Origin of the sequence: Amycolatopsis ponsaeliensis, from assembly GCF_030182635.1 — a bacterium.
Classification (GTDB): Bacteria; Actinomycetota; Actinomycetes; order Mycobacteriales; family Pseudonocardiaceae; genus Amycolatopsis; species Amycolatopsis ponsaeliensis.
The window spans coordinates 206,241-232,253 of the sequence record NZ_JAPZLD010000005.1 but is presented as its reverse complement, the minus strand read 5'-3'; the positions used below and the strand labels follow the sequence as shown (position 1 = coordinate 232,253).

At 69.4% G+C, this 26,013-nt stretch carries 30 protein-coding genes; 2 read left to right on the top strand and 28 right to left on the bottom strand.

Annotated features, from left to right (window positions below; translation table 11 throughout):
- Window positions 1-26: 26 nt before the first annotated feature.
- A complete protein-coding gene (locus QQ657_RS10225; RefSeq protein WP_284741819.1) occupies window positions 27-848 on the bottom strand; it encodes an exonuclease/endonuclease/phosphatase family protein in 822 nt (273 codons plus the stop codon).
- Window positions 849-997: 149 nt separating this feature from the next.
- Here QQ657_RS10225 and QQ657_RS10220 point away from each other — a divergent pair, with 149 nt between their 5' ends.
- Complete coding sequence (locus QQ657_RS10220) at window positions 998-1,396, top strand: hypothetical protein (protein ID WP_284741818.1); 399 nt, start codon at window positions 998-1,000, stop codon at window positions 1,394-1,396.
- 47 nt (window positions 1,397-1,443) lie between these two features.
- Here QQ657_RS10220 and mobF read toward each other — a convergent pair whose 3' ends face one another.
- Window positions 1,444-6,057, bottom strand: coding sequence for a MobF family relaxase (gene mobF / locus QQ657_RS10215; protein ID WP_284741817.1), 4,614 nt, complete (start codon window positions 6,055-6,057; stop codon window positions 1,444-1,446).
- A 546-nt stretch (window positions 6,058-6,603) separates the two neighbouring features.
- Here mobF and QQ657_RS10210 point away from each other — a divergent pair.
- Window positions 6,604-7,125: a hypothetical protein gene (locus QQ657_RS10210; protein ID WP_284741816.1), complete on the top strand. Its 522-nt coding sequence runs from the start codon at window positions 6,604-6,606 to the stop codon at window positions 7,123-7,125.
- A gap of 24 nt (window positions 7,126-7,149) precedes the next feature.
- Here the strand turns inward: QQ657_RS10210 and QQ657_RS10205 are convergent, their stop codons facing one another.
- From QQ657_RS10205 to QQ657_RS10080, 26 genes are all read right to left on the bottom strand, one after another.
- Window positions 7,150-7,836, bottom strand: coding sequence for a hypothetical protein (locus QQ657_RS10205; protein ID WP_284741815.1), 687 nt, complete (start codon window positions 7,834-7,836; stop codon window positions 7,150-7,152).
- A gap of 86 nt (window positions 7,837-7,922) precedes the next feature.
- Complete coding sequence (locus QQ657_RS10200; protein WP_284741814.1) at window positions 7,923-8,429, bottom strand: hypothetical protein; 507 nt, start codon at window positions 8,427-8,429, stop codon at window positions 7,923-7,925.
- A gap of 61 nt (window positions 8,430-8,490) precedes the next feature.
- Window positions 8,491-8,700: a hypothetical protein gene (locus QQ657_RS10195; RefSeq protein ID WP_284741813.1), complete on the bottom strand. Its 210-nt coding sequence runs from the start codon at window positions 8,698-8,700 to the stop codon at window positions 8,491-8,493.
- A gap of 79 nt (window positions 8,701-8,779) precedes the next feature.
- Entirely contained in the window at window positions 8,780-9,211 is a 432-nt protein-coding gene (locus QQ657_RS10190) for a single-stranded DNA-binding protein (protein WP_284741812.1), read from the bottom strand.
- A gap of 666 nt (window positions 9,212-9,877) precedes the next feature.
- Complete coding sequence (locus QQ657_RS10185) at window positions 9,878-10,105, bottom strand: hypothetical protein (RefSeq protein ID WP_284741811.1); 228 nt, start codon at window positions 10,103-10,105, stop codon at window positions 9,878-9,880.
- 107 nt (window positions 10,106-10,212) lie between these two features.
- Window positions 10,213-10,521 carry a hypothetical protein gene (locus tag QQ657_RS10180; RefSeq protein ID WP_284741810.1) on the bottom strand — a complete coding sequence of 103 codons (309 nt, stop codon included), beginning with the start codon at window positions 10,519-10,521 and terminating at the stop codon, window positions 10,213-10,215.
- A gap of 294 nt (window positions 10,522-10,815) precedes the next feature.
- Window positions 10,816-11,319 (bottom strand): hypothetical protein, encoded by a 504-nt coding sequence (locus tag QQ657_RS10175; protein WP_091628930.1) that lies wholly within the window; start codon window positions 11,317-11,319, stop codon window positions 10,816-10,818.
- Window positions 11,320-12,325: 1,006 nt separating this feature from the next.
- Window positions 12,326-12,745, bottom strand: coding sequence for a hypothetical protein (locus tag QQ657_RS10170; protein ID WP_284741809.1), 420 nt, complete (start codon window positions 12,743-12,745; stop codon window positions 12,326-12,328).
- 37 nt (window positions 12,746-12,782) lie between these two features.
- Complete coding sequence (locus tag QQ657_RS10165; RefSeq protein ID WP_284741808.1) at window positions 12,783-13,112, bottom strand: hypothetical protein; 330 nt, start codon at window positions 13,110-13,112, stop codon at window positions 12,783-12,785.
- Window positions 13,113-13,187: 75 nt separating this feature from the next.
- Window positions 13,188-13,412: a hypothetical protein gene (locus QQ657_RS10160; RefSeq protein WP_143086528.1), complete on the bottom strand. Its 225-nt coding sequence runs from the start codon at window positions 13,410-13,412 to the stop codon at window positions 13,188-13,190.
- 79 nt (window positions 13,413-13,491) lie between these two features.
- Window positions 13,492-14,178: a hypothetical protein gene (locus QQ657_RS10155; protein WP_284741807.1), complete on the bottom strand. Its 687-nt coding sequence runs from the start codon at window positions 14,176-14,178 to the stop codon at window positions 13,492-13,494.
- Window positions 14,179-14,690: 512 nt separating this feature from the next.
- Window positions 14,691-14,852: a hypothetical protein gene (locus QQ657_RS10150; RefSeq protein ID WP_177231866.1), complete on the bottom strand. Its 162-nt coding sequence runs from the start codon at window positions 14,850-14,852 to the stop codon at window positions 14,691-14,693.
- A 65-nt stretch (window positions 14,853-14,917) separates the two neighbouring features.
- A complete protein-coding gene (locus tag QQ657_RS10145; protein WP_091629749.1) occupies window positions 14,918-15,139 on the bottom strand; it encodes a hypothetical protein in 222 nt (73 codons plus the stop codon).
- A 68-nt stretch (window positions 15,140-15,207) separates the two neighbouring features.
- Window positions 15,208-15,342 carry a hypothetical protein gene (locus QQ657_RS10140; RefSeq protein ID WP_281246976.1) on the bottom strand — a complete coding sequence of 45 codons (135 nt, stop codon included), beginning with the start codon at window positions 15,340-15,342 and terminating at the stop codon, window positions 15,208-15,210.
- A gap of 80 nt (window positions 15,343-15,422) precedes the next feature.
- A complete protein-coding gene (locus tag QQ657_RS10135; protein ID WP_091629747.1) occupies window positions 15,423-15,614 on the bottom strand; it encodes a hypothetical protein in 192 nt (63 codons plus the stop codon).
- 514 nt (window positions 15,615-16,128) lie between these two features.
- The gene (locus QQ657_RS10130; protein WP_284741806.1) at window positions 16,129-16,746 is read right to left on the bottom strand and encodes a hypothetical protein; all 618 of its coding nucleotides are present in this window, start codon (window positions 16,744-16,746) and stop codon (window positions 16,129-16,131) included.
- A gap of 63 nt (window positions 16,747-16,809) precedes the next feature.
- Entirely contained in the window at window positions 16,810-17,736 is a 927-nt protein-coding gene (locus tag QQ657_RS10125; protein WP_284741805.1) for a PP2C family protein-serine/threonine phosphatase, read from the bottom strand.
- Between the two features lie 96 nt (window positions 17,737-17,832).
- Entirely contained in the window at window positions 17,833-18,549 is a 717-nt protein-coding gene (locus QQ657_RS10120; RefSeq protein WP_091629742.1) for a hypothetical protein, read from the bottom strand.
- 592 nt (window positions 18,550-19,141) lie between these two features.
- On the bottom strand, window positions 19,142-19,345 hold the full coding sequence (locus QQ657_RS10115; protein ID WP_284741804.1) for a hypothetical protein: 204 nt from the start codon (window positions 19,343-19,345) through the stop codon (window positions 19,142-19,144).
- Between the two features lie 138 nt (window positions 19,346-19,483).
- Window positions 19,484-19,738, bottom strand: a complete 255-nt coding sequence (locus QQ657_RS10110) for a hypothetical protein (protein WP_091629739.1) — start codon at window positions 19,736-19,738, stop codon at window positions 19,484-19,486.
- 359 nt (window positions 19,739-20,097) lie between these two features.
- Entirely contained in the window at window positions 20,098-21,885 is a 1,788-nt protein-coding gene (locus QQ657_RS10105) for a ParB/RepB/Spo0J family partition protein (RefSeq protein WP_284741803.1), read from the bottom strand.
- A gap of 422 nt (window positions 21,886-22,307) precedes the next feature.
- Window positions 22,308-22,724, bottom strand: a complete 417-nt coding sequence (locus QQ657_RS10100) for a hypothetical protein (protein ID WP_284741802.1) — start codon at window positions 22,722-22,724, stop codon at window positions 22,308-22,310.
- Window positions 22,725-23,011: 287 nt separating this feature from the next.
- A complete protein-coding gene (locus tag QQ657_RS10095) occupies window positions 23,012-23,512 on the bottom strand; it encodes a hypothetical protein (RefSeq protein ID WP_284741801.1) in 501 nt (166 codons plus the stop codon).
- A gap of 103 nt (window positions 23,513-23,615) precedes the next feature.
- Window positions 23,616-23,810: a hypothetical protein gene (locus tag QQ657_RS10090; protein ID WP_143086526.1), complete on the bottom strand. Its 195-nt coding sequence runs from the start codon at window positions 23,808-23,810 to the stop codon at window positions 23,616-23,618.
- A gap of 104 nt (window positions 23,811-23,914) precedes the next feature.
- Window positions 23,915-24,598 (bottom strand): hypothetical protein, encoded by a 684-nt coding sequence (locus QQ657_RS10085; protein ID WP_177231864.1) that lies wholly within the window; start codon window positions 24,596-24,598, stop codon window positions 23,915-23,917.
- Window positions 24,599-24,910: 312 nt separating this feature from the next.
- On the bottom strand, window positions 24,911-25,993 hold the full coding sequence (locus tag QQ657_RS10080; protein WP_284741800.1) for a hypothetical protein: 1,083 nt from the start codon (window positions 25,991-25,993) through the stop codon (window positions 24,911-24,913).
- Between the last annotated feature and the right edge of the window lie 20 nt (window positions 25,994-26,013).

Sequence of the window (26,013 nt, the reverse complement as noted above, 5' to 3'; positions counted from 1 at the left end):
GCGGTCCCGAGCCGGACCGTTGGGGATCAGCTGGTTGAGCCGGATGTCATGGGGAGCGGAAGTTTGTCGGGGTCGAACACAGCCACAACCGCGTCGTGGTCGCTGAACGGCCGGGCCTCGACGCGGCGGTAGTCGATCAGCGCCGGCAAGAGCTTTCGGGTGATGTGGATCTGGTCGGTGCGGACCATCCCGATGTGGCCGGTCCAGGCTCGCAGCGTCGGGTCATGACGCTGCTCGGCCAGGTGGGCGGCGACGTCGACGAGGTCGCCGCGCGCCAGCACGTGCCCGACGGCGTGGTTCGCGCGCAGGACGGGATCAGCAGCGACGGTGCGGGCGGCGCGGTCGTGCGGCGGGACTTTGTTCCAGTCGGGTTCGGCGTCGCCGGGTGGGACGTGGTTGATGTCGCCGCCGAGGATGCCGTAGCCGCCGGTACGGTGTACGTGCCGGATGAGGACCTGCGCTTCTTGCGCGGCGAGGTCGGCCGAATCCGGGCTCAGGTGCGCTGAGAGGACGGTCAGCGGAGCGGGAAGCCAGGGCACGGTCGCGATGAGCTCCGAGTGGCCGTGCATGCTGAAGTGCGCGTGGTCGGTGTCCCAGTCGTCCCAGCTGACGGCTTCGCCGTCGATGAGGATGCCGGTGTGGAAACCGCTGGGGCTCGGGGCGATCGCGCCCCGCAGCCCGAGATCCTGCTCTGCGGTGGCGAGCCGTTGGTCGTCGGGGTCGGCCCATCCGTTCGCCTCTTGCAGCAGCAGGATCTGCGGACCGACGTCGCGGATCAGCGCGGCGATGCCGGTCCAGCGGCCGTCGCCTGCGCCGTGGCGTAGGTTCACGCTCATCACCTGGAACATGCAGGGGCTCCCTCGTGGAGGCGGTCGTCGGAGGCTCAGGTTCGGTGTTTCCGCCGGGCTCGACGGCAGTCGGGTTGTTACGCCCCGCGATCGGTCGATCGCAGTAACGTGGCTACAGTAACGCCCGTAGTCAGGCCGGGGGTGAGCGTGTGAACCTGAACATCAGCAAGGTCCTTCGGCTGTCGCTGGACGAGCTCGACGCGGACACCGGTCTGGGCGTTCGCGCCAGCTCGATGCGCAGCGCGATCCTCGGGGATGTGCGCGAGATCGTCCTGTGGACCAATCGCGAAGGCGGCTGGCCGGCCGAGGAGGACAAGCGCGCCGCGGCCGCGCAGGCCGCCGCGGCGAATCTCGTTCCCCCGACGCCGGACGAGCGGGAGATGGAGTTCGCGCTCATCGTGTCCGCGCAGCCGCACCTGAATCTCGACGGCCTGGACGAGGTGCCGCCTCAGGTGCGGTTCGACGCTGTGGGTCGGGCGTTACAGACCGCCTACACGCAGGCCATTCTGAAGCTGGTCGAGCTGGCGTCCCGTACCGAAGACACCTGAGCGCGGGCTGCGGGTCCGGACTTCGCGGGCCCGCGCGCCGCAGTCGGTCAGTACCCGGGGCGTGGTCCCTGCGCAGGGCCTTGCCGCCGGGGATCCTGATCGGCTTGCGACTGGGTTCGACGCTGCTGTTCGAGAATCCGCTGCGCCCGTTGCCGAGCGTCGTCGGCACGCGACGTCGCCGGCTTTGCGTCGTCGCGATCGGGACGTCGTCCACGCTCGCTGGTTTCGGTGGCGGATCGGCCTGCCTTGTCCGTGGCCGGTGTCTTCGGGGCCTGAGTGAGCCGGTCGTGCGCCCGGCGCGCTGCGGCGTACGCGGGCGCGGATGTCCCGGTCGGTATCGGGCCGAGCGGGTCGGGGCCGGTGACGCCGTGTTGTTCGCGGTAGGCGGCAATGGTGGTGATCGCGGCGAGGTAGCGGGCGCGAGCCGCGGCTCCGGCAGGCGCGGGCCCGAGTTGTTGCACCCAGTCGGGGCGCTCGCGGGCCGCGTCGCGGCCCAGTTCGACGACGCGAGCGCGGATGCGCTGCGCGTCGGCGGCCGCGGCAGTGGCCATCGCCCGGTCGCGGCCTGTCAGCGGCCGCGGGTCGGGCGCGGTGGGCAACCAACTCGGCCACATCGCGTCGCGTCGCGCCGCTGGCTGGGTCGCCGGGGCGGGAGACGCGGTGGCTGACGCGGGCGGTGTGGTGACGGGCCCGACGGGAACGGGGGTCCGGACGAGCTGCTCGGCGGCACGGGTATAGGCGGGGACCAGGATGTCCAGCCGGGCAGGAGACTCCGGCGCCGATGGTGAAGACTCAGCTGGCACCGCGCCGGCCTGGCCCGCTTCGGGGCCGGGATCGGTCATCGTGCGGATCTTCCAGGCGGTGAACGCACTAGGGCTGTCCTTGCCGGCGAGCTCACCGGGGTCGATGCTGGCCAGGACGGCACGAGGGTCGTGTCCGGTCGCCGCGGCGGTGGCGAGGTTCTGCGCGACGGCGCCGAACGCAGCGCCCTCGACGACCCGCTGGACTGCGGGGTGGTCGCCCCATTGTTCCCGGAGCAGGTCGGCCACCTGATCGCGTTGTTCGTTTTCGACTCGGTCGCGCTCCTCACGGTCCGTTCGCCGCTGGTGCTTGTTCTTCGGTGCGCCGGCCCCGCCGCGCTCGGGGTCTGCGGGGTCACTGGACTCGGTGGTCGCGGTCTTCTTCAACGCGGCGGCGGTGACCCGGCTGGGGTCGAGCACGGTGGGCAGAATGACGTCGTCGGGATCGATCTCGCGGAGCGCAGCGCGCGGGTCTCCCCCGTCGCTGGTGATGCGGTCGAGCCATCGGGCGACGGCGCCGAACGCGGCACCTTCGCTGACCTTCTTCACCGCGGGGTGCTCGCCCCATTCCTCGCGGAGCAGTTCCGTAGCGGTGGTGCGGCGCTGGGTGTCGGCGGCTTTGCGCTCGGCGCGCTGGGGGCGTTGCGCCGCGACAGCGGGGTCGACGCCGTGGGCTTGTGCGGGTGTCTCGGCACTGCCGGACTCCTCGAGGAGACCGAGGTCTACCAGGACAGGCCGGTCGTTGACGTTGGTCTCGGTTGCCTTCGCCCGGTCGATCAGCTTGGTGACGACGCGGCGGGTGCGCTCGAAGGCAGTCTTCGGAATGCCGAGCAGGTATTCGTCTTGATGGCCTTCGACGTCCTTGCGCGCCAGGAACATCCACATCTTCAGCTTGTGCCGGGAGGCTGCCACGAACGAGCCGGGGTTGTCCGCGCCGGCGGCGTAGAACAGAACGGCGCCACCTCGGCGCTCGTTGTCTTCGCCGGTCCATGTGGCTCCGTCGGAGCCGATCGTCATGCCCTGGCTCTTGTGGATGGTGATCGCGTAGCCGTGGGTGATGCCGCCTTTGGCTATGTATTCGGGCGAGAACTGGGCTCCCTCGATGAGGCGGCCATCGCTGCTGTTGCGGTCCCAGCGGACATCGACCCGACCGTCGGCGTAGATGCGGTCGATGATGCCGCGGTAGCCGTTGAGTGCGTCCGGCTGGCCGGGCTGGCGTTCGTTGACGCGGATCATGATGTAGTCGTTCTCGCGCAAGTGAATCGCCCGGCCACCGACGAGGTCGTAGGTCCGGCCCGCGCCGAGTTCCCCTTGCGCCTGGCGCACGGCCTGCGCGCCGGCGTTGAGACGGTCGACCTGTTCGTTGGTGCTGGCGACCATGAGCAGACCGCGCATCTCGGTAAACTCATCCGGTGCACCGCGGCGCTGGTCCATCCAGGTCGCGAGCATCGACGCGGTGGCCTCCTGGCCGGTTTCGCCAACGACCAGCCGGTCGCGGTCGGCCCAGGAGGTCAGCGCCTCGGAGTAGTTGCCCTCGCGCCAGGCGGCAATCGCGGCGCGTTCGTCGGCGTCAGCCTGGCGCCGGTTCTCGATGAGTTCGCCACCGTCGACGAGTTCGTGGACAACGGCGAACATGGAGCCGCAGCCCACGCCCCTGAGCTGCTTCGGGTCACCGCTTTCAACGATTTTCGCGCCCGCGGCGTCGGCGGCCTGGTAGAGCACGGCCCGGTCGCGGTCGTTGGTCATCCCGGCCTCGTCGAGGACCAGGACGTCCACGCCGTTGAGGCCCGGCCCTTCCTTGATGCGATACAGCCACTGCGCGACGGTTCGGCTGGGGATGCCGGACTCGGCTTGCAGGTTCTGGGCCGCGGTGCCTTGCGTCGCGGCGCCGGCGATGACGAACCCTTCGGCCTGGTAGGCGATACGGACCGCGTCCATCAACGTCGTCTTGCCTGCGCCGGGGCCGCCGATAAGCGCATCGATCGCGCGGCCGGAGGTGACGATGTTGAACAGCTCGCGGCGTTGCTCGGCCGAGAGTGCAAACCCGTTGGTGGCCTCGATGGTGGACGCGGCCATCGCCGCGGTGGCGTCCGGCACGCGGATGGCGGTCTGGTCGTCGTGGCTGGCCTGGGCCGCGGCGACGATCACCTTCTCGACGTCGATGATGTCCTGGGTGGTGTACAGCGTGGCGTCGGCCATGTGATCGGCGCCGAGCTGCTGCTTCTCCCCCTGCGAGGGTTGCGCACCGACCTCGGGGCCGGGAGCGTTTTGCAGCGGTACGAACCCGGTGTTCTCGAGGACCTGGTCGGTCAGGGCTTCGATTTCTTCGTGGTCGCCTCCCTCGGGTAGTGCGTCGGCGACGGCGCAGATGGCGTCGATGCGGGAGAAGCGGCGGGAGTGCGAGGTGAGGCCGGTCTGCACGTTCTGAAGCAGCTCGGCGAGCTCAGCAAGGGTGGGTTGCTGCGCGGAGCCGGGATCGCCGGCCGCGGTAGACCCGCTTATCGCTTCCCGGGCGATCGCGCGGGAGTCAAATCCGGCCTGGTGGGCGCGGTCGTGGTAGTGCTCGCTGAGGTTGGTGTCCGACAGCGTGGTCGCTTCGGTCTTGGGGAGCCGTGTCTCCTGTTTGACCATGCGCAGCAGTGCGGAGGAGGCGGTCTGTTCGGTGAATCCCAGATCGAGCAACATGGCTTTCACGTCGGCGCCGCGCTGGCTGAACTCTATAATCGCGGCGTCGGGGATAGCGGCGACCTGCCACAGACCGGTGCGCTCGTTTCGTTTCCAGGAGATGCCGTACCGCTCGGTCAGCACCTTGCGCGCTGCTGCCCGGTTCAGCTTGTCCAGAGCTGGGGCGTGGCGCATGAGGTCGCGTCCGCCGGCGGCGACGGTGCTCCACTTGCCGTCTTCGCCCTTGGTCATGTTGGCGATGGTGAAGTGGATGTGCCAGTGCGGATCTCCGATCGCGTGTCCTTCGGTAGGCCTCGCGGAGCGATGGATCATTGCCCAGCCGGCGAAGCCGTTCCCGGCGACCGTCTCGGCGGTCTCGCCGTCGCCGTGATGTCCGCGCATTCCGTAGGCGAGCTTGCGTTCAGCCCAAGCGAAGGTTTCCAAGGCCTTCTCGGTGAAGATGTTGTCGATCTCGCTGCCGGTGTCCTCGTCTACCCATTCCCGGAGCAGGCTGAGGTCTTTGTCGTAGGGCAGTGTGATGTCGTACGCGAGGTTTCCCACGACCACGCGGTTGTCGACGACTTCTTCGCTGGTGGTTCCGTCAGCGGCGGTGACCGTGATGGTTTTGGTGAGTTTGGCGGCGGCCTGGGTGTAGGCGTCGATTCCCCAGATGTCCTCGACGGGGATGCCCGCGGCGTCGGCGAGGCGTCCGGCGTGGTCGGCGCGCAGGATGGCGAGTTCGCCTTCGCGGGCGACGGCGCGCTGGGCGCGGCGGAACGTCTCGAGCATCGACTTCGAGGTGCGGCCGGCCCAGCGACCTTCGGTGTGCCGAAGGACCTCGGCAATGTCGATGTTGGCTTCGCGGGCAACGCCTTCGATGGCGCGGACCAGAGGCGCGAGCTGGACTTTCGCGTCGCGGGGAACGCCGAGCTTGTGCTCGACGAGCTGTTCGCCGGTGTGTGGGTGGTAGCCATTGACCAGCTTGCGAGCCAGGTCGAACTGGTCTTCGGTGAGCTCGGTGCCGGCTTGGATTCCGAGGTCGGCCAAGGCCTCGCCGACCCAGATCAGCGGGCGTTCCTGCTCGGTGCGGTAGTCGAGCTGGGCGTCGTCGATCTCGCCGACGGTGCAGCCGTGTTGCTGGCCCAGTCGGTAGTCGATTTGTTCGGGTGCGCTCCCGATCGGCGTTACCCAGGCCACCTGGGCACACCTCTCCCCTCGCGTCGCGCGGGGGAGGTCCGGAGTCAATTTCTCCGTATCGCGATAGCGATACCTTAGTCCAAAGTCCCTGTCTTTCGCTGGCGCAAAGCGCCAGCGCAGCCCGCGGATGCGGGCTATGTCACTGTCGGCCGCCAGGCCGACCTTTGTCTTTTCTCGCCGCAGGCGAGGCGCGTGGCCGGCCTTCGGCGGGCCACGCGCTGGCGCGCGAGCGCCCGCGCCGCGTCGCCGCGCGACGCGGACCGGGCCGCGGCCACGCGGGCCGGTCAGAGGCAGCCGGCCGAAGGCCGACCATGATCTGGGAGCGCCGTCGGGCTCCCGGGGCCAACCCGGCTACGCGACTCGCGCGCGGTCGCGCTGGGCGACAACCGTCAGCCGGAAGCGCGGCCCTGTTTGGGCCGGGTTCGCGTGGCCGTCGCGGCGGGTGGCGAGGCGGCTACCAGCGGGAATTGCTCGCGCGGCCGTGCCGGTGGTTGATCTAGCCTCGGGCTCGGACAGGAACACGTCGATACCGGGGAGGGGTCGATCATGGCGAGTGCACGGGAGGTCCGGGCCAAGCTGCGGAAGAAGGCTGCCGACGAACGGCGCCTGCAGGAGGACGCTGCGGTGGCGGTCAGCGAGGCCGCGAAGATCGCGGTGAAGGCGCGCACGGACAACGACGCCGCGTTGCGCAAGGTGTTCGAGGCGGCCCTCAAGCCGGGCGCGGACGAGGAACGCGCGGCGAAGCTGCGGGAGCTGCTCGACGCGGCGCTGGCCGAGAGCCCGCAGGTCATCGAGGCGGAGATTGCCGCCGGGCGCGCGGTGCTCGCGGCGGGAGTGCTCAAGGTTCCGCAGACGGAGCTGGCGGAGGTGACCGAGCAGCGGGTGGAGGTCCTGCGGCGCTGGACGCAGCTGGTGCCGCAGGACAAGGCGAACCCTGCAGTGTCGACTGCCGAACCGGGCGCAGGTACGCCCGAGCCGCCGGGAACTTCGCGCGCCGGTTCGCGTCCGGAGCCGGAGCTTGCGGAGGCCAACGCGGTGGCTGCGACCGCGGATCCAGGGGTTCGGTGACCGTGGGGACGTCGCGGCGGTTGGTTAGTGCAGCGGGACGAAGGCGTCGAGTTGTGCGGGGTCGATGCGGAGCAAGACTTCGCGAACTCGCGCCTCGTCCCAGCCGTCGATGACCGCAGCGCGAAGCTGGCGGGAGCGTTCGTCGCGTTCGTGTTTGCTGAGCTTGGACCAGCGGCGGATGAACCAGTTGGACCCGCCGACGCGTTTGCGCTGACCGCCGCGCGCGAGGTTTTCGCGTTGGGTGCTGGGCCAGATGTGGCCGACCTTCGGGTCGGGGTTGGCCTTGACGCAGATCGGGTTGTCGCAGACCGCGTGTTCCACGACTCTGCGGATGCCGCCGGAGCGGTCCGCGCGCTCGCCGCGCGGCACCGGGATTCCCAGCAACCACGCGGCGGCGAACTTGTGGGCTTTGATGCTGTAAGCGAAGCCGCCGCGCACGATGGAGAACTGGCCGTAGGAATCGGTGATGGCTCCGGTCCAGATCCAGCACATCGGATTGGCGCTGCCGTCGGGCAGGCGCGGCGGGTGAGCCATCTTCGCGCGGAACCGCGCGATGTCGCTGGCGTGCTCGACCGGGTCGACGACGAGTTCGGTCAGAGGTGGCGCGGTGGGCCGCCGCCGCGGGCGGGGCGCCGCGGCAGGTGTGGCGAGCGGGAGGTCGAACGGCAGCGGCGTCGCGTCCTGCTCGGCGAGGGTGATGTGTCGGCCCATGCGGCGACGGTACGGCGGGGGTCCGACACTTTCCGTTGACCGAGTCCGCCCGCTCGTCCCGGCCGGGGCGAGCAGGCTGGCAACCGTCAGCCGGGTCGGTGCCCGTGGAACGTCGTGATTCGCTCGTGGATGCCTCTGTACTTGCCGGAGTTGACGTGCTCGTCGACCGCTGCGGTGATCTCGTCGGCGGCGGCACGCCAGTCGGAGGTGGCGTCGGCGGGCATCGTCGACAGAGCACAGCCGATGGTGAGCGGGTACGGGTCGTGCGGGCCGAGCTCGCCGGGGGTCCGGGCGAGTACGGCGGCGCGACCGCGACGCGACAACGTCGGGGCGCGATCGGCGGCAAACCGGGCCGCCGTTTGCTCGACGATCGGGTGGTCGGGGCCATGGCGCGCGATGAGCGGGGCGAGGAACGCGGCGTCGACGTCTTCCTCGGTGCGGTCGTCGCGGGTGATGTCGACGAGTTCGCCGGCGGACCAGTCGTAGCCGTTGCCGAGCACGTAGAACAGGGCGTGCAGGCATTGGGTGCGGTTGGCGAAGAGCGACGGGAAGCGGCGGATCATCCGCTCGACGGTGTCGGTGACGCTGGCCATGGGGGCACCTTCTTCCGGTGGCCCGGCGGTTCTCGCGCCGGGCCACCTGCCTCGGGTCGGGTCAGAACGGCGGCATGATCGGGAAGCCCAGCGCGTCGGCGCAGCCGGGGCAGTGCCCCTGGAGTTCGGCCATCCGGATGTGATGTTCGGGCAGCGGCGTGTCGCAGCCGGCCGTGTGGCATAGGGCCACGCCGGGGCGGATCCAATTCAGGCTGGCGCGGTGCAAGCCGCTGGCGTAGTCGAGCAGGTCGCGGTCGTTGACGGTCGTCACGGCGAACCTTTCGGTGAGCTGGAGCAGGAATGGGGCGGCGCCCCGGCACCGGGTGTTCCGGTGCCGGAGCGCGGACGGCTCAGGCCGCCACGGCAGCCAGCTGCTCGCGGTTGGCGTCGTTGCCGCGCTCGGTCGCGGTCTTGGCGACCTTCGTGACGTCGGCGGTGGCGAAGCTGAGGTCGGGGCCGGCGATGGTGGCGATGAACTTGGTCCGGGTGACCGGGTAGTCCTGGCCCTTCGGGGTGAAGCTGTCGTCGCGGAACTTGCCGACGACGATCAGCCGCATGCCGACGCCGTTCTTCGCGTAGGTGGCGAAGGTGGCCTGGAGGTTCTCGGCCAAGGCGCGGTAGACGACGACCTTCTGGAACACCGTGTCGGAGATCCAGCGGCGCTTAGCGTCGTAGTAGCCGTTGTCGATCGCGATCTTGAAGGTCAGCTCGGCGTCGCCGGACTGGGTGGTGCGGTAACCCTCGATGTTGGTGACGTTGCCGACGAAGGTGTTCTCGTTCATGGTGTTGCTCCCTTGAGGCTTGGGGGTCGGTGGAACGCGGCATGCCTCAGCGGGGCGGTGCAGGGGTCCGTAGGACGGCGGGGGTTCTGGTCGGTTGATCGGGCGGCCCGCAGCGCAGCGAGGACCGTCGCCCGATCAGTCGGCCAGGTTCATCGACGCTTGCCCCTGCTCCGTTCTGCTGACCTCTGGGCGGTTCACGGGCCCGGGCTGAGGGGGCATCCGTGACGCGAGGCCGGTGCGCGGGGGCACTCCCGACGATGGGAGCCGCTCCGTTCAGCGGTGCCGCGGTGCTCGGGGAGGTCAGCCGCCCGAGGGCTCGGAGTGCCGCTGCGAGCGGCGCGTCGTCGGGCAATGCCGGCCGGCGCGTGCCGGGACGGCAGCCTGGATCTGGCTAGTGCTGGCTGCGGGTGCGACGGGTAGCGCGCTGCGGTGTCGACGGTGTCGACACCGTGCGCGTGCCCGGGGCCGGCTGCTGGCAGTCGTGTCCTGTCGCGCTTGGAGCCGGTGAGGACGGGCGACATGGCGGTTCGGCTGGACGACCCGATGGCGTCCGGGCGGCCAGGCCGCAGGTTCGATTGGTCGTCCTCACCGGCTCGGAGTTGGCGTCGCGCTTGGGACGGCGCCCGGTTCCCCTGCGGGAACCGGGCGAGCGACGGTGACGGGTGTTCAGGTGTAGCGGCGGTAGCGGTCGGTGTGGCCGCCGGTGCGCGCGATCGACTGGCGGCCCACGGTGTGCAGCCGGACGATGACGTCTTCGTCGTCCATGATCAGTTCGAAGGAGCCGTCCGGGTTGATTGCGACGACGAAGTAGATGTCGTGCAGATCCGTCAGCGAGCCGGCGTAGGTCACGTAGTCGCCGGGGACCGGTTCCCCGAGGCCTTGGCAGAGCGGCATGTCCAACCTCCGGTGTGCGAGTGGGATGGGTGCGGGCGGGGACTTCCGCGACGCCGGTGGCAGCCGGGCTTGCGGCAGCGAGTGACTGCGTAATCCCGGCCGGGAAATCACCAGTGGGTGACGGCGTTGGCTTGGGCGGAGGTCGCAGTGAGGCTGTCGTACTGGTCGCGGTACAGGGCGGCGGTGACCTTGGTGAGCTTCACTTTGCTGGTGTCCACATAGGACTTGACGAATTCGATGATGTCGGTGGCGTTGGTGTATTCGCCGCGGCTCATGCCTTCCCAGAGGATGTGTTCCGGGCCGCTGCCGGCGTCGCGGTAGACGCGGGCGAAGAAGGTGGCGTCCCGGCGGTCCCAGCCGACGAGGACCACGTGGTCAGGAGAGGCGCTGTTCGGGGTGAGGTAGTGCTGGGTCATCGTCGGAGAGCCCTTCGAGCGGGTGGTGGCGAGCTGACGGGCTCCGTGGCCTGAGCACCCCGGGCGGGGGCCCGAAGGGCGCCGGGGGTTCCGCCCCGCCGAGAAGGCGGGGCGCCCGCGGCGGAGCAAGGGCGGCCCGCTCAGGCGGGGCGGGTTCATCGGCGCGCAGCCCCCGCCCGGGGTGCTGGTCTCGTGCGTCAGCTCGGCCGCCCGCCTCGTGGGGCGTCTCGGGCGCGGCGTGTCTCGCGCCTCGCCGCCGTGCCCCGGGCGCGGACCCGGGACACGGCGGGGCGGCTACCGGGTGCGGGCCTTCGCCTGCTTGCGGTGGCGGGCGAGGAGGATGCCGCTGGTCGTAGCGGCCAGCGCGAACAGGGTGCTCAGGATCGCGTCGGGCGCGTAGTACTTCAGCGTCGAGAGCGTGCCGCCGTAGGCTTTGCGGTCGACGACGGCCCAGATCTCGATCTTCAGGCCGTCGAGTTCGCCTTCGTAGGCAACGGTTCCCCGGCTCGCGGACTTCTTGGGGGCCAGGCCGAGAACGTTGGCCCACTGCAGGGCCGCCTGCCGGGCGGAGGCCGGCCGGTGGGCGGTGATCATGCCGGACAGGATCGGCAGCCGCGGGCCCGGGTTGCGGTAGTCGTATTCGGTGTGCCAGTACCAGCCTGCGGGCAGCGCGCCGGCCTGGTTGCCGAGGTGCTCGATGTGGGAAAGCAGAGCTGTGCCGGACTCGATGAACGAGTGGGTACTGGTGCGCAGGCTGTAGGACGACGCGGGCAGGTATGGGTCGCCGGGCTCGTACACGGTGCCTCCTGGGGCTGGGGTGTCAGCGGAACGCGGCTGTGCCCAGCACGGTGCGGTCGAGGTCCGTAGGACGGCGGGGGTTCTGCTCGGCCGGGCGGGTGGCCCGCAGCGGAGCGAGGACCGTCACCCCGCGCGGCCGGGCGGGTTCATCGCCGCCCCGCCTCGCCCGGGTCGTGCTGCCCTCGGGCGGTTCGCTGACGCCCTGGCCCGGCGGCGGGTGTCCGCGGCTGGCGTTCCGTCCCGATCTCGGTCAGCTACCTCGCGCCGGTGGCCGCTGGAGGCCTCGGCGGCGGCTCCGGAGCTTCCGCGTGGGAACTGGAGCACGGGGTGACTTCGGGACGGTCCGACACCGCGGCGGGAGTCGGCATGTACTCACCGGCCATCCCTGCCGGAGAGGTGAAGCGGTGTCCTCGGGTGCCCTACATGGCGACGGGTGCTCGGGTGCCACTTCGGCCGTGTAGCGCCGCCAGGCGCGGAACGGCCGCGCGGTGGTCGGTGCCGCCAGGCGCCGGCCACCGCAGGAAAACAGCAGCATCCGGGGTCCGGCGCCCCGGCGCCGGACCCCGGATTCCGTGACAGGTGTTGTTGGCGTAGCGCCGCCAGGCGCGAAGCACGCGTGGTCGGCGCCGCCAGGCGCCGGTCACGCCAGATGCGCAGCATCAGGGCGGAGGCGCCCCCGGCGCCGGAGCCCGATTCAGTGCCCGCCGTCAGGCGGGCCGGGTGGGCGGGCGGGCGCGGGGAGCCCGAGGGGGCGCGAGCCCCCTCGGATCGGGGGGGGCGGGGGGGTGGCGGGGGCCCCCCTGGTTGGGGGGCCCCGGGGGGGGGGACCCCCCCCGGGCCCCCGGGGGGGGGGGGGGGGGGGGGGGGGGGGGCCGGGGGGCGGCGGGGGGGGGCGCCCCCCCCCCCCGCCCCTCGGCGGGGCCGGCTCGATGCCGGTCCCGCCGATGTTTCGCGCCACGCGGGCGGGAAGCCCCGAGCTTCCCGCTCGCGTGGCGCGCGAGCTGTGTCAGGCGGCGACGTTCGCCCGGTCTGCTGCCGGGGCGGGGAGCTTCTGGGCGGCCTGCCAAATGACGGCCGAGACGTAGCGGGCGCTGTCGGAACCGTGCACGGTCATCCGGCGGACGCGCTGGCCGTTGAGAACGGCGGCGGTGGTCTTGGCGTGGGGTCGGGTGGGGATGAAATGCCCGGTCGGGAGGGTGACGCCGTGGCTGTGGGGATCGTCGGGCCGCGTGGTCCACGCGGCTTTGATGCCGTCGAGCATGAGGCAGATTCCGACGGTCTGGGCGAACGCCCATGCGGCGAAACGGTCCGCCGTTTTCGCGGCGTCGGCGTCGCCGTTCGCGCGGTGCTTGGCCGCGATGGCGGCAAGGGTGCGCGCTCCGCGCTCGCGGGCGTCCATGTACTTGATCAGTGCGGCGGTGTCCATGCTCGGGCTCCTGGCTGGGCGGGCGGGCGGCGGGCTGTCAGCGTTCGGGGCTGGCATCGCTTGGCGGGTAAAGGAAGTCGTGCATGCATTCGGGGCAGAACGTGACTTGTGAGCCGCTGGTCACTTCGGGGGCTTCGTCGTCTGCGTAGGTGTTGTAGGCGTCGACTAGGTCGGCTTCGGTGGGGTAACTGCGGTTGCACTCAAAGCAGTACTGAAACGCGTTCTCGTCGTAGGGGTCGCCGAACTCCGGATCGTCCGGGGCGTCGCCGTATGTTTCTTGGTCGTCGAACTCGGCGACGCTTTCGCCTTCGTCGTACTCGTCTTCTTCGTCGTAGGACTGGCTAGGGCGTGGCTGAGGGCTGGTCACGTTCGCTGTCTCCTGGCGGCGCTGACGGGGGGCGGCGGCCGGTGTTGGTCCGGCCGCCGGTGGCGTACGCCAGGGTCACCGGTTCATGATTTGGTGCACAAATTCCGCGCTGCTGAGTTCAGCATGGTTGCTGTGTTTGGTAATCAGGTTTTCGATGTGCTCCGCCTCGCTGGGGGTCGCAAGAGCAATCCGGACGTTTAATGTGCAATCGGCGCAAGTCGCGTTAACGGTGGTGTAACGCGTGGTGCTGGTGATGACCTTAACGGCGGTTTGATTCAGGAACGCGGACAGCTTAGTCATGGTGTCGGCCTTTCAGCGCTGGGAAAATGGAGGAGTGGGAACCGGCGGCCGGTGGTGGTCCGGCCGCCGGTGGCACATGTCAGGCGGGGAGGTGGGCGGCGAGGTATTCGCGTGCGGCGCGTACGGCCGACTTGAGGATCGGGAGCGCGCGGCTGTTGGCGCGGCCCTGCTCGCCGTAGTGCATCTGGGAGTAATCCTCGTCCCGCGACGTCCAGGCGCGGGCGGCGGCGGCGATTCCGCGCCCGGCAACCTTGCCGTTGCTCCAGTGCTGCATAGCGGCCTTCAGGCCGGTTTCTGCCTGGTACTCGGTGATGTCGGGATAGGCGAACGTGACGATTTCGACGGCGATGGCCAAGGCGGCGGCGCGGACGGCGGCGGTCTCGCACACGGGAGAGCAGTACTCGGCGGCCGGGTTGTCCGCGACCTTGCGCGCGATGTTGGCGTCACACTGGCCGCACCGGACGACGTCCCCGGTCTCGGGGTCCAGTCCGATGGTGGCGAGCCGCGCGGCGGTCTCCTCGTGCGTTTCCTCGGCGGCCTGCTCGGCGGGCTCGGGTGCGGTGACCGGCTGCGGGGTGGCGGCCTGCTCGGGGACGCTCACGCCGTCGGTGAAGCACTCCGCGCAGAGGCCGTTCCGCCGGACGCTGAGAGCTTTCTCCGTGCGGGAGAGTTCCAGGTTGCACTCGGGGTTCGTGCAGGTGATGACGGGACCGTCGGCTGCGGAGAGGTGGGCGTTCGCGGGGGCGGTCTTGACGGCTGCGGTCATGGTGGTGTTTTCCTTTGATTCTGTGGGGTATCTTCCGGAGTTTTGGCGGGCTCCGGGTGGGGTTTTCGTTTCCCCCTGACAACGAAAATATTACCCGATTCTGGCCGGTCACGGAAGGGTTATCACCCTTTTTTCTTCTTCTTTTTTTGTCACATTGTCGACCGAATCGCGCGGCTTTCCACGGATTCTTTCTGTCTACAAAGGGGGGTCTTTGTGCTTCATTCCCTCGGCCTGATGTCGTTAAGCCAGGGGTGTCAAGGGCGCTTTTCCCTTGACACCCCTGGTAGACATCAGGAAGGCCGAGGGAATGAAGCGCGAAGACCCACCGAACCGCAGCCTTCCATCCCCTCCATTCCCGAGGCCTGCCTGGGGGGTCCGGGGGGTGGCGAACGCCCCCCGGAAACAACAGCGTTTCCGGACCTTTCTTCAATTACTTTGCACGTCGGAAGCCATTCATTAAACAGCTACATTTGACGGCGACTTTAGTTATTTTCGGCTTTATGTTCGGGCGGTCAGTCGCCCTCGACAAAGAAGATGTATCCGCCGACGACGGTGAGGATGCCCAGCAGGCCTGCCAGCGCCCATGAGATCGGCTGGTCGAAGGCGGCGAAGATGACCTTGTAGACGACGGTGGCGGCGCCGGCGAGAAGCGCTTTGACAAGCACGAGCGGCACGAGGTGGGCCTCCTTGGCCGGTGGGTGGTGAGGGGTCTGGCCCGGCTGCGCGCGGCCCGGGAACGTCAGCAGCCAGGAACGAGGCCGCAGAAGATGAGGTGCAGGAGCGCACCGGTGTAGAGGTTGATCAGCGTCATCAGCCACAGGGCGGTGACCGCGAGGGCTCCGATGGCGAGAGCGGACCACCAGGGAATGGGCACGCTCTCCAGCCTGAGCAGGAGTCGCAGCAGGTAGGCCAGCGCGACGACGAGCGGGAGGCTGGCGAAGGCCAGGACGTGCAGGGGCATGGCTGTCTCCGGTGAGGGTGTGCGGTGACGGGGGGCGCGACCGGTGCGCGCCGGCCCGCGAGGGTGACTCAGTTGTGGAAGGCGGCGACAAGGGCGAACAGAAGCGCCAGGCGCCAGGTGATTCGGTGGCCGCACAAGGGAACGACGATGACCTTGATGATGAACGCCCAGATGAGGGCTGCCGCGATTTTGGCGAGGAACATGTGGACTCCGAGTGGAGCGCGAGGGCGATGTGGACGGCGGCCGTGCGGCGGGCCGGTTTCCGGCCCGCCGCTCGGGCGGCTCACCAGTCGGCGCCGACGAGGTCTTCGGCCAGGAGTTCGTAGTGGAGCCGGTCCTCGACGGCGGTGCGGTCGTCGAAGTGGCGCCAGGCCTCCTCGTCGGTCACCTCGATGACTCGACCACCGAGCAAGTCCTGGATCATGTCCGCCGCGGCGGCCTCGGCGGTGACGTCGGCGAAGAGGGTCGTGCTCATCGGGCCTCCTGGGCTGGGGTGTCTGTGGAACGCGGCTCTGCCCAGTGCGCCGTGGGAGGGGGCCGAAGGCCGGCGGGGGTTCTGGGTCGGCCATTCCGGTGTGATCGCCGGAGGCGACCCCGAAGGGGCTTGTCTCACCGGAATGGCTGGCCCAGGTTCATCGCCGCTTGCCCCTCCCACGGTGTACTGCCCTTGGGCGGTCCACTGGCACTCCAGCCTGCGCGCCCGCTGTGCCCGGCCCGGACCGTGACCAGCACCGTCGCGGTGACGCGGCACCAGAGCCCCGGCGTGCTCGTGCCGCGGAACCTGAGGGACCGCCGCCATGGCTGGCACGCGACAGCCGCGTGCACGTAGGGACGGCGGCATGGAGCAGGGCCACGGCGGCAACCGTCAGCCGAGTCGAGCAGCTGCCGGCTGTCGGAATCTCCCGCGACTGCGGGAGATTCCGATGCTCTGGCGAACCCCGACACCTGCAGCCCGGTCTGAGCGGCGCGGGCGGCCTGGTTGTCGGCCGTCAGGCCGCAGGCCGGGAGCCGGTTCGCAGCGTCGACAGCGCAGCGGGCCAGCTTTCTGGCTCCGCGGCCGCCCGGTACCTGCTGTAGACGGCGTCCACCGCGCTTCGCTCGGCGTAGATGGTGGCCAGTATGTCGGCGGCGCTGGATTCGGCGGCCTGCTGAAGGCGGGTCGCGTAGGTGCGCAGGGCCCGGCGCCACGCGGCTTCGAGGATCAGCGCCTTGTAGTGCTTGCCGGTCAGGGGAACCGGCGCGGCTTGGTAGAGGGTGATGAGCTCGTGGCCGAGCCAGGCGTGCTGCTGTTCTCCTCCGGCCCGGCCGGTGGTGACCGCGTGACCGAGGACGAGCCCGGGCGTCGGGTCACGGTCGCTGGCGACGACGTCGATGACGAGTTCGAGGATGAACGCGCTCATCGGGGTGGCCAGGTCGTCCGGGTCGATTCCGGCGAGCAGGGCGCAGGCCGCGCTCGCGGGGAGCTGCAGCAGGCAGCCGAGAAACTGGCGTTCCGGGTCGAGCAGTGCGGCATCGACTGCGGTGTCCCGTGGCCGCACGTCGCTCTGCGGCGGTGGCCCGCAGGCAGGTCCGGGCGGGCGTGGCGCAAGCGCGTCGTCGGTGGGCATGGTTCCTCCCCTGGTGTTGAGGTTAAGCGATGGTGTTGTCGCCGCGCATGAGGAATCCGCTGGTCACGACCCCTGCACGGGGTCAATGAGCAGGGCGGTGGAGTTGTCGGTGCCGCCGTGGCGCGGGCCAGCCAGCGCGATTCGATGCGCTGCGGTCTCGACGTTGTCGGTGGAGGTGACCAGCTGCGCCAGGACGTCGTGCGGGACGGGTTTGTGGACGCCGTCGCTGGTGAGCAACAACCGGGTCTCACGGTCGGGTGTGCTGGAGCGTCCGATGGTGTCGGCGGTGGCGGTGGCCACGCTGGAGGTGACGATGTGCTCCCACGACGGCAGGCGGTGGGCGTACCAGCCGGGGACGGAGTCGGGGTCGTCGTAGTTCTCCCGCAACCAGGCGCGGGTCTCTTCGGCCCGGGTGTGATCGGTGGTCAGCTGACGTAGATGGCCATCTCGGCTCTCGTACCCGCGGCAGTCGCCGACCCAGGCCAGTTCATAGCCTTCGTGCTGCTCATGAGCGACCGCGACGACCATGACGGTGTCGCCGTCGATGTCGTGGCGCAGGATTTCGTCGCGGGCCGTCAGCAGCGCGTCCGCGGGATCAAGGCGGTGGCCGAACGCGGCCCGCACGGCGGTGGTCGCGGCGACACGCGCGGCTTCAGCGGCGCCAGGACGATCGCCGATCCCGTCGGCAAGTGCCCACGCGGCGGTGTCTCCGAAGACGTCGTCGACGAACACCGCGGCGTAGTCGGCGTTGGTGCGGCGACCGCCGATGAGACTGGCCAGCCCTCGGTGGAAGACGGGCCACTCGGGCGGGCGGTTGAGATGCTGGCGCGCGAGGGCGCGGGCTTCGGCCCGGCCGCCGGGCGGGTCGGCGGTCTCCGACCAGCCGCAGAGTGAGCAGATCGCAATCGGATGGCCGTCGGGCCCCGAGCGATGGGTGGAGACCTTGTGCAAGACGCGGCCAGTGTGGTCGGCGCGGATGACGGATGTCATGACGGAACTCCTTGGTATGTAAAGAAAGGCGCACAGGAACTCGGTGCTGGCGAGCGCCATGGCTTTGTCGCCGGGCTCGCCAGCACCGGAGGCTGATCAGCTGGCCTGGCTGGTGATCAGCGCCTGCTCGAACTTGAGCCGGATCGGGTAGTGGGTCACGCCGTTCTCGACGTGGAACCGGCTGCTGTCCTCCAGGCGAAGCTGCTTGGTGGAGTTCTCGTCAAGTAGCACCCGACAACCGCCGGCGGCCTTGTCGACGGACTGCACGGTGCCGGTCAAGCCGACAAGGAACTTGGGCGAGACGTTGGTGATCATGACGACGTCGCCCGCGGCCAGGCTCTCGGCGAGGGTCTGGATGCGCTTCTTGCGACCGGTTTCGACCTCGGTGATCTGCTGTGCAGTGGCGTGGGAGACGAGAAACGTCACCAGGTCGTCGAAACCGTCAGGTGCGTCGAGGACGTCGAGCGCCGCGACGGGCATGCCGTCAAGTGGATGGCGGGTCGTGCCCTCGGGGATCCAGATCGACCGGCTCGCCTTCCCCGAGCTGAGCCGTGCGGTGGACTCCTCGTCCAGCAGCACGGTGGCGACCTTGCCGTTCTTGGCCTGAACGGTGCCGGTCAGGCCGCGCAGGTACGCCTGCTTGATGTTCTGGCGAACTTTCACCGTCGCACCGACGGTGACCCGTGCCGAGACCAGGGCGTTCTGCTGGTCGGCCAGCAGTTGACGGCGTAAATGGAGGACGTCGCTCAAGGCGTGGGCTTGGGACTGGGTCAGCTCCTCGCGGGTGAATTCCAAGGCTGATTCGAACTGCACGGCGTACCTCCGAGGTGTCGGGGTGGGACGCCATGGCCGGAGCACGCCTCGGAGCGCGGGGACCGGCCGGCTCCGGCAAGAGCTGCTCGCCCCGGCGGCAACTTCGCCGGAGCCGGGCGGTCCGGCGGGGCCGCGCGCTCCGCCGGACCGGGGTGAGACCGCGGAACGCGGCCGAGTGAAGCGAGGCTGGTCTCACCCGGTCGGCGTGGGCGGGCGGCATCGGCGCGTCAGCCCCCGCCCGGGCGTGCTGGCCTGCGAGCGGCCCCATCCCCGGGCAGCGCGGAGGGCAGAGAAAGGGTGTGGCCACGATTCCGAGCGCTCGACGCAAAAGCGGCGCACGGCGCCGTACGCACCGGACTGATTTAATCGATATCGACAGACTTCGCCGAAGCGTCGTGGTCGGGGCCCACGACCCCGGCAACCGGGCTGGCGACACCACACCCTCGGCAATCGGCTCTTGCGAGATCCCTCTGCACGGGGATGCAAGCAGCGGAACACACACGGAAAGTCCTTCATGGACCCCACTCCGTCAGAAGGACAGGGTGCTCCGGAGTTTTGCTGTTCCTCCGGCAGGACGTCAGACGGGGTCAATTTAGTCGATATCGACTAAATACGTCTCGTGAGTGAGCGAGAAGTAGTTGTCGGCGAAGGCCGCGAAAGCGTCGAGGTCCCCGCGGATCACATTGGAGACGTCGGTGATGTGCGCGCCGGTCTTGCTGTCGAACAGGTCGAGCAGCACGGTGATCCGCCGCGGGGAAAGCAGGGCGACGCCGGTGACACCGTGCAGGCTTCGCACCGCGAACTCGCGGCCCGTCTGCGACGGTGTGGACGGTCCAGGTGTCGATGGTGATGACGAACTCCTTCGTCCGATGTCGTGGCAACGGTGTCCTGGCTGGCGCTCAGGGAGTTGAGCGCCAGCCAGGACGCCGGGGCGTCAGCTGGCGAACAGGGCGACTTCGTCGCGGACAGGACGGTGCCGCGAATGGTCGGTGGCCAGCTTGCGAGCGGCGCGCAGTTCGCGGCTGCTGACGTTGGTGACCGTGCATTCGGCTGAGCAGTGCTTGCAGCGGAACGTGCCGGAGCGCCGGGTGAAGGTGCCGGTGATCGCGTCGTCGAGCGCGACCATGAATCGGGCGTAGAGCCCGAGCGCGACGTCCAGCAGGGAGTTCTTGATGCGGTGACGGCCCATTGGGTCGGGTCCTCTCGGTGCGGTGGTGAGCTGACGGGCCTGGGCTCATCAGGCCGTGGCGAGGTCCGTAGGACGGCGGGGGTTCTACTCGGCGGGGCGGGTGGCCCGCAGCGGAGCGAGGACCGTCACCCGCCCCGCCGGGCGGGTTCATCGCCGCGTTGCCTCGCCGCGGGTCTGGTGACCTTCGTGCGTCAGCTGGCCGGCCGAGCGGAAGGGCGTCGACCACGTGCCCGCACCGCTTGAGGTAGCGGGATTGCTTGTGATCTGGGTGTCCACTTTTTGTCAGGTTTGTGTCAGATAGTTGGCATAAACGCAGGTGGGGCCGCCCGTGTTGGAGCGGCCCCACCTGGTCGAGTGGATCAGGCGGCCAAGTCCGCTTGCAGGTCTGCTACCGATTCGGCAGTGCCGGGCTCCTCCCCCGCGGTCGGTTTGATGGCCGCGCCTTCGACGGCGTCGTCCTCGTCGTCGTTGCCGTCGGGGACCTCGTCATCCCCGTGCTCCTCCGCGGCGGTCTCGTCACCATCGTCGGCGATGCCCAATTCGACGGGGGTCGTCGTGGTGGACTGCGATGGCGTGAGGACCAGCTCCTCCACCGGGGACAGCGCGTAGCCCCAGTTCTTGAGCTGCGTGAAATACGAGCGCTGGGCGGGCGAGGGCTTCTCCCAGGTGTTGCGTCGGTCGGTGCCCTCCTCGAGCGCGGCCAGCAGCATGACCAGGTTCAGCACGGTGGCTCGCGAGGGAGTCGCCTTCGTGGCGGCGTCCGCGATGGGGTGCGCGAGGCGCCGGTCATAGCGGCTGCGGCCGGCCTTCTTGTCGAGTCCCAGCAGTTCGACAGCCAGGGCGTGATCGGACTCCATTGCCTTGCGAAGGTCGTGGCTGCCCTCGGCGATCGTCTGCGCGATCCACGTCGTGGCGTCCTTCGGTGCGCTCTTGCGGCCGGCGAAGTTCTTGAGGAAGGTCTTGCGGACCTTCTCCGCCGAGTCCCAGTCCTTGCCGTTCTGGATGACGCGGCGCCGGTTTGCCTTCTCCTCTTCGGTCATCGGTCCGGTGGCCCGGCCGGTGCCGGCGGAGTAGGTCGCGGTCACCTTCCCTTGTCCGGCGTGGATTTCGGCGTGGCCGTGCTCGGTGAAGCTGGTGCAGACGTAGACGATCTCGACTCGGTCGGCCTCCGGCCGGTGGGACCGGTAGTCCAGGAACGCCGCGTGTCCGGGGCACTTCGTGTGGCGCTTGGCGGTGAGCTTGGTTCCGGGCTTGGTCTGCGGGGTGGCGCGCAGGTCGGTCAGCTTGCGGGTCTTGCCGCCGTAGAGGGTGTCCGGGCGGGCAATGACGGTGACGCCGTCGGCCTGCAGCTTGTCGGTCGTTTCCTGGCGCAGCCTGCGCTCCTCGCGCCGGTCGCGAAGCCGCTGCGCCTGGTGGCTGAACTGCTCGGGCTGAGTGCGCGCGCATTCGGTCAGCGTTGCCTCGGCCGCTTCGTCGCCCTGGAATTCCGCGACGACTGCGGCCTGGGTGAGGTCGAGGGTGCCGTCGTTGAGGGCCTTGCGAGCCGTGTCGCTTGTGGCCACCTGGATGGTGGTCTCGACCTCCTTGACGGGGATCGAGCATTCCCGGGCGATGGCCCGGGCGTCCAAGCCCAGGTCCAGCAGTTGCTGGGCGGCTTGCACCTGGTCGGCGCCGCAGATGTCGGCGCGGTGGCGGTTCACCACGACCTGGTCGACGATCCTGCGGCGTTCCTGTGCCTTCTCGTCGAGCGACGGTCGAGGCTCGACGATGACGCGGACGCGTTCGCGCTGCGTCCGGATCGCTGCGAGCGTACGACGCTGGCCGTCGTGGACCACCAGCTTCCCGGTGTCGTCGCGGTAGGCCCGGATCGGCTCGCGAACGCCGTGGCGGGCGATGCTGCGCACGAAGTCCTTGTCCAGCACGACGTTGCGGCGGGTGTTCGCGCCGATGAACAGCTGGTCGGGTGCGACTTCGAGGAGCTCGACGTCGTCGGTCGACCGCTCGTGGGGGAAATCGCCGGATTCGAGACCGGACGTCTCGGTCGTCGTCGAGATCTCGACGGCGACCTGGCGGTCTGGCTGTGCCTCGGCCAGAAGCGTCGTGGTGAGGTCGAGGTTGACCTCGGTCGGAATTTCGATGGTGGTCACTGGTGTTCTCCGTTTCGTGGGGTGGACCGGCGTTTTGGCGGGCGCCGGAATTCATGAAATGTGTCGCGGATTTGGTGGATCCACTGTGTCGCGCTCTGCGCGGGACGCACTCGGGAAAGCACGATCGCGTGTCCGGCCGAGGAGACAGGAAGCCGTGTCCAAGCGAGATTTGCCTCCTCGGCCGGACACGCGATCGTGCTAGAGTGCGCTTCCCGCACTGGAGCGACATTCGGTTCCCAAATGCGTCGCGCGGATTGCTACCGTGAAGTAACTGGCGAATGTGTTCGGAGATTTCTCACTGGTGGGCTTCAGTAGCGAATGTGGAAATGTCGTGCTACTTGCAGTATCCAGGCGTGCCTTATGTTCGGCGTTGTTTCGGGATGCGGTAAGGCAGGCCGGCTGGGTCGGCCTGCCTTACCGCGTCAGCTCTCACGGTGGTCGTGGATCTGCACTGCGGCGTCGAATCCGACCAGTGCGTGGTATTGCTCGTCGGCGCGGTAGGCGAAGTTGCCGCCGAAGATCCAGCCTGTCAGGTCTGGCATGCCGTCGACCAGGATGGAAGCCGGCACGATGATCGTGCGGTGGGGCTCGCGAACGAGCCACACCGCGGGTGCTTCGGGACTGGGCAGGTACATCTGCGCTGCCTGTGGCAGGGGCCGCAGGGTCAGGCGTGCTCCGGTGGTGACCAGGCCGTTGACTGTGAGCAGGTGGTGGCGCTCGGATGTGCCGGTGCGGTCGGAGGCGGTGAGACCGTCGCGGTAGACGGTTACATAGACGCCGGCCTGCTCGTGTCGATAGGTGCAGAACGTGTCGGGGTCGCGGGTGCTGGACATCGTCATCGGTGGGTTTCCTTCCTTGTGGGGTGTTCGGCGTTTTGGCGGGCGCCGGCAGGAGTGCGATTGAGTGGTGCCGTCCGCTTGGCCGGTCTTCGGCGGTGGTGCGTGCGGATGCCGCACCGGCTGCGGGCCACCGGGTGCCGGGGCCGAGGTTCGGCGGAGCCGACCGCGGCAGCGGTTGCCTTGCCCTGGCGCCCGGTGGCGTGCTCGGCTTGGCATCCGAAGCAGCCGGGCGGCACGAAGGGGCAGGAGGAGAGCGGAAGGGTGCGTTGATGCGGGACCGCGTCGTTTCAGCTGGAGCGGATCCGCTCCAGCCAGAATCCCGGCGAGTGTCGGTCGTCGTGTACTCGGCCTGCACGCCATCCGGTCAGCCGGGCAAGCTGGTCCCAGGCCCATCGTTGGTGTGGGCTGTTCCATCCCAGGTCAGGGTCGGTCACGATGTAGGGGATATCGACGGTTTGGGTGGCCAGCCACGAGCCGGTGGTGTGGCGTTGGATCCGGACTAGAACGCGGTCGTGCGTAGTGTCGAGAGTGGACGGTTCGGCGGTCAACACCGGGCAGCTGCGGCAGTCTGGGTAGCGTCCGGGGTTGTCGCGGACGCAGCGGCCGTGGTTGCCGAACCTGGCCAGCTCGGTCGTGCGTAGCGTCTCGTGCAGGGTGGCGAAGGTGCGGGGGCGCAGAGCGCACTGCGCGGGGATCGTGCTGTAGTAGGCGCCGAGGCTGAGACGATTCCAGCCTTGTCCGTCCGGTCCTCGTGGATCGAGCTTCGGTGCCGGTAGGTAGATGGGCACGACAGTCCTTTCTGCCAGTGGCGGGCCAGCGGGGTCGCGTAGCCGGCCGCGGCCGGGATGGGTCGGCTACGCGACTGCTTGGTATGGACGGGAAAACGCAGGGTCAGGTCCGCGCCTGACGGTTGCCGGGGAAGTTCTCCGGGATCGGCATCTCGCCGGCGGCTACCGGGCACGGCGTGAAGCCGTCGCGGTGGACGACCAGCAGCGCCCGGGGATGGGACTCGAGGTGAGCGGCAATACGTCCACATCGGACACACGGTCCGAATGTCGGGATCCTGGTGATGGCGGGCTTGTTCACGACAGTTGTCCTCCTCGGATCGGCGGGCGAGGCGCCTTGATCGCCGTGATGGCGGAAGGGCACGTGGGACCCCGGCGGCGCCTGGGGTCCCACGTGCGATGTGGTCAGTCGAGGAGATCGGCGGCAGCGGGCAGGGCACGCTGGCCGGCGGTGAGCGCGGGGAGGTCCTCGTCGGGCTGATCCGCGCGGGTCGCGGTGACGCGGATCGGAGCGGGGTTGTCCTCGCCGACGACCGATTCATCGGTGTAGACGATCGTGCCGTTCTGCACGGAGACGACGTTGTCGCGTACGACCAGGCGCCAGCGGTCGTCAGGTGCTTCGCCGTCGGCGTCGATCTCGCCGTTGCAGATGTGGTCGAAGGTGAAGTGCTTGAACTCCTCGGGATAGGTCCACCCGGACGCGGGCAGCCGCATGAGGGCCGTGTTGCCCTGCAGGGTTCGCATCTCCCGCTGCACCGTGGCTCCGGGCTTGAGGAAGGTGTCGATCAGGTACTTCATCCACTCCGGCGAGTCGTAGAACTTCTCCGCGCCGTTCCATTCGATGGCACCGCCGTCGTCGGTGGGCATCCAGTGGCACCACAGGCCGGGCTGGCCGTGCGGCGGCATGTTGAAGTCGCGCACGTCCTCGTTGCTGCCTCGGGCGAAGTCGTTGCCGGGTTCGGCGTGGTAGGGGCCTTTGCGGCGGTCCATCCGCCGGGAGTCGGCGAAGCTGTTCAGGTAGGCGATTTCGTGCTCGTTGAGCGGCGGAGTGATGGTGACCTCGCCGGTGAAGTAGGTGGTGTAGCCCATGCAGGCGGCCTTTCGTGCTGGCCACCAGGGACGTCGTCCTGGTGGCGGCTGGCGCCCCGCGGGATCCGGGGTGCCAGCCGCGTAGGCCGGCGTGCGGGTAACAGCGGCAAGGCCGCGCGCTCGGCCGACCGGGGTGGGATCGCGCGCAGCGCGACCGAGCGGAGCGAGGCTGGTCTCCCCCGGTCGGCTGGGCTGGCGGGGTCCTTGCGCGCGCCCGCACGTCGGCCAGCGTGCGCAGCCCCGCCCCCGGGGCCGCCGACCCCAGCGACGCGGTCGCCAGGTGGCGGCGGGCCGGGGCTTGCTGCCGGGCGCTCAGGGCAGGCGCGGGGTGTGCTGCACGGGGATGCCGAGTTGTGTGGCGAACTCTGCGAACTGGTCCACGCTCGCCGGCTCCAGGGATGACAGCCGTTGCAGACCACCGGTGAGCGGGGTCTCTGGGCTTCCGCCTTGCCGGACTGCGCGGGCCGGCGGGGTGGGAGTCGGGTCGATGTCCGCGGTGAGGAACAGGTGCGCCGCGATCGGCGGCGCGAGGTCGAACCGCACGATCGGGGTGATCGGCGGGATCACCAGGTCGGCGCTGTCCAGGGCCGCGGCCAGCGAAGGCGGGGTCTGGTCCGGGGACAGCATCCCGAAGGGGTTGCGCCCGGGTGTTGGGTCCGCCCACGCGACGACGTCGCCGTCGGGCAGGACGGCGAGCAGGCGCAGCACCGGCCGCTCCTGCACCGCGGTGCCCGCTGGATTCTCTTCAGCGTCGGTGTGCCGTGCCGAGGCGAACAGCGTCTCGAACTTGTAGGTGATCGCCCCGTGCTGGGTGGAGACGAGGTTGTCGCGTACGACGAGGCGCCATCGGTCGCTCGAGTCCTCGCCTTGGGCATCGATTTCGCCGTTGCAGACGTGGTCGAAGGTGAACTGCTCCAGTTCCTCGGGGTAGGCCCAGCTGGGGATTCGGTGGGCCAGGTCGTGCTGTGCGGTGGCCCCGGGTTTGAGGAAGGTGTCGATCAGGTACGCCATCCAGATGGTCGAGTCGTAGAACTTCTCCTGCTGGTCGTATTCCAGTTCGGTGCCGTCGTCGCTGGGAATCCACTGGCACGCCGAACTGGGGGCGTCCTGGGCGGGAGAGATGCCTGCCGGCGAAGCCTGGTCTGCGTCGGCACCGTCGTCGCGGGGCGCGACGGAGTACGGGCCGGTCGTGGTGGCCTCGGGATCGCATTCGGCGAACTGCCGGAGGTAGTTGATCTCGTGCTCGTTGAGTGGCGGGGTGATGGAGATCGAGCCCCAGAAGTCGGTGTTGTAGCCCATGACCAGTGCCTTTCCTGGCGGCCACTGCGGAGGTGGCTGGTGGCGCTCCCAGAGCCGGGAGCGCCGCCGGCCGGGCCGGCGATCGGCGAGGCGCACGCCGCGTCCGTGCTCGCCCG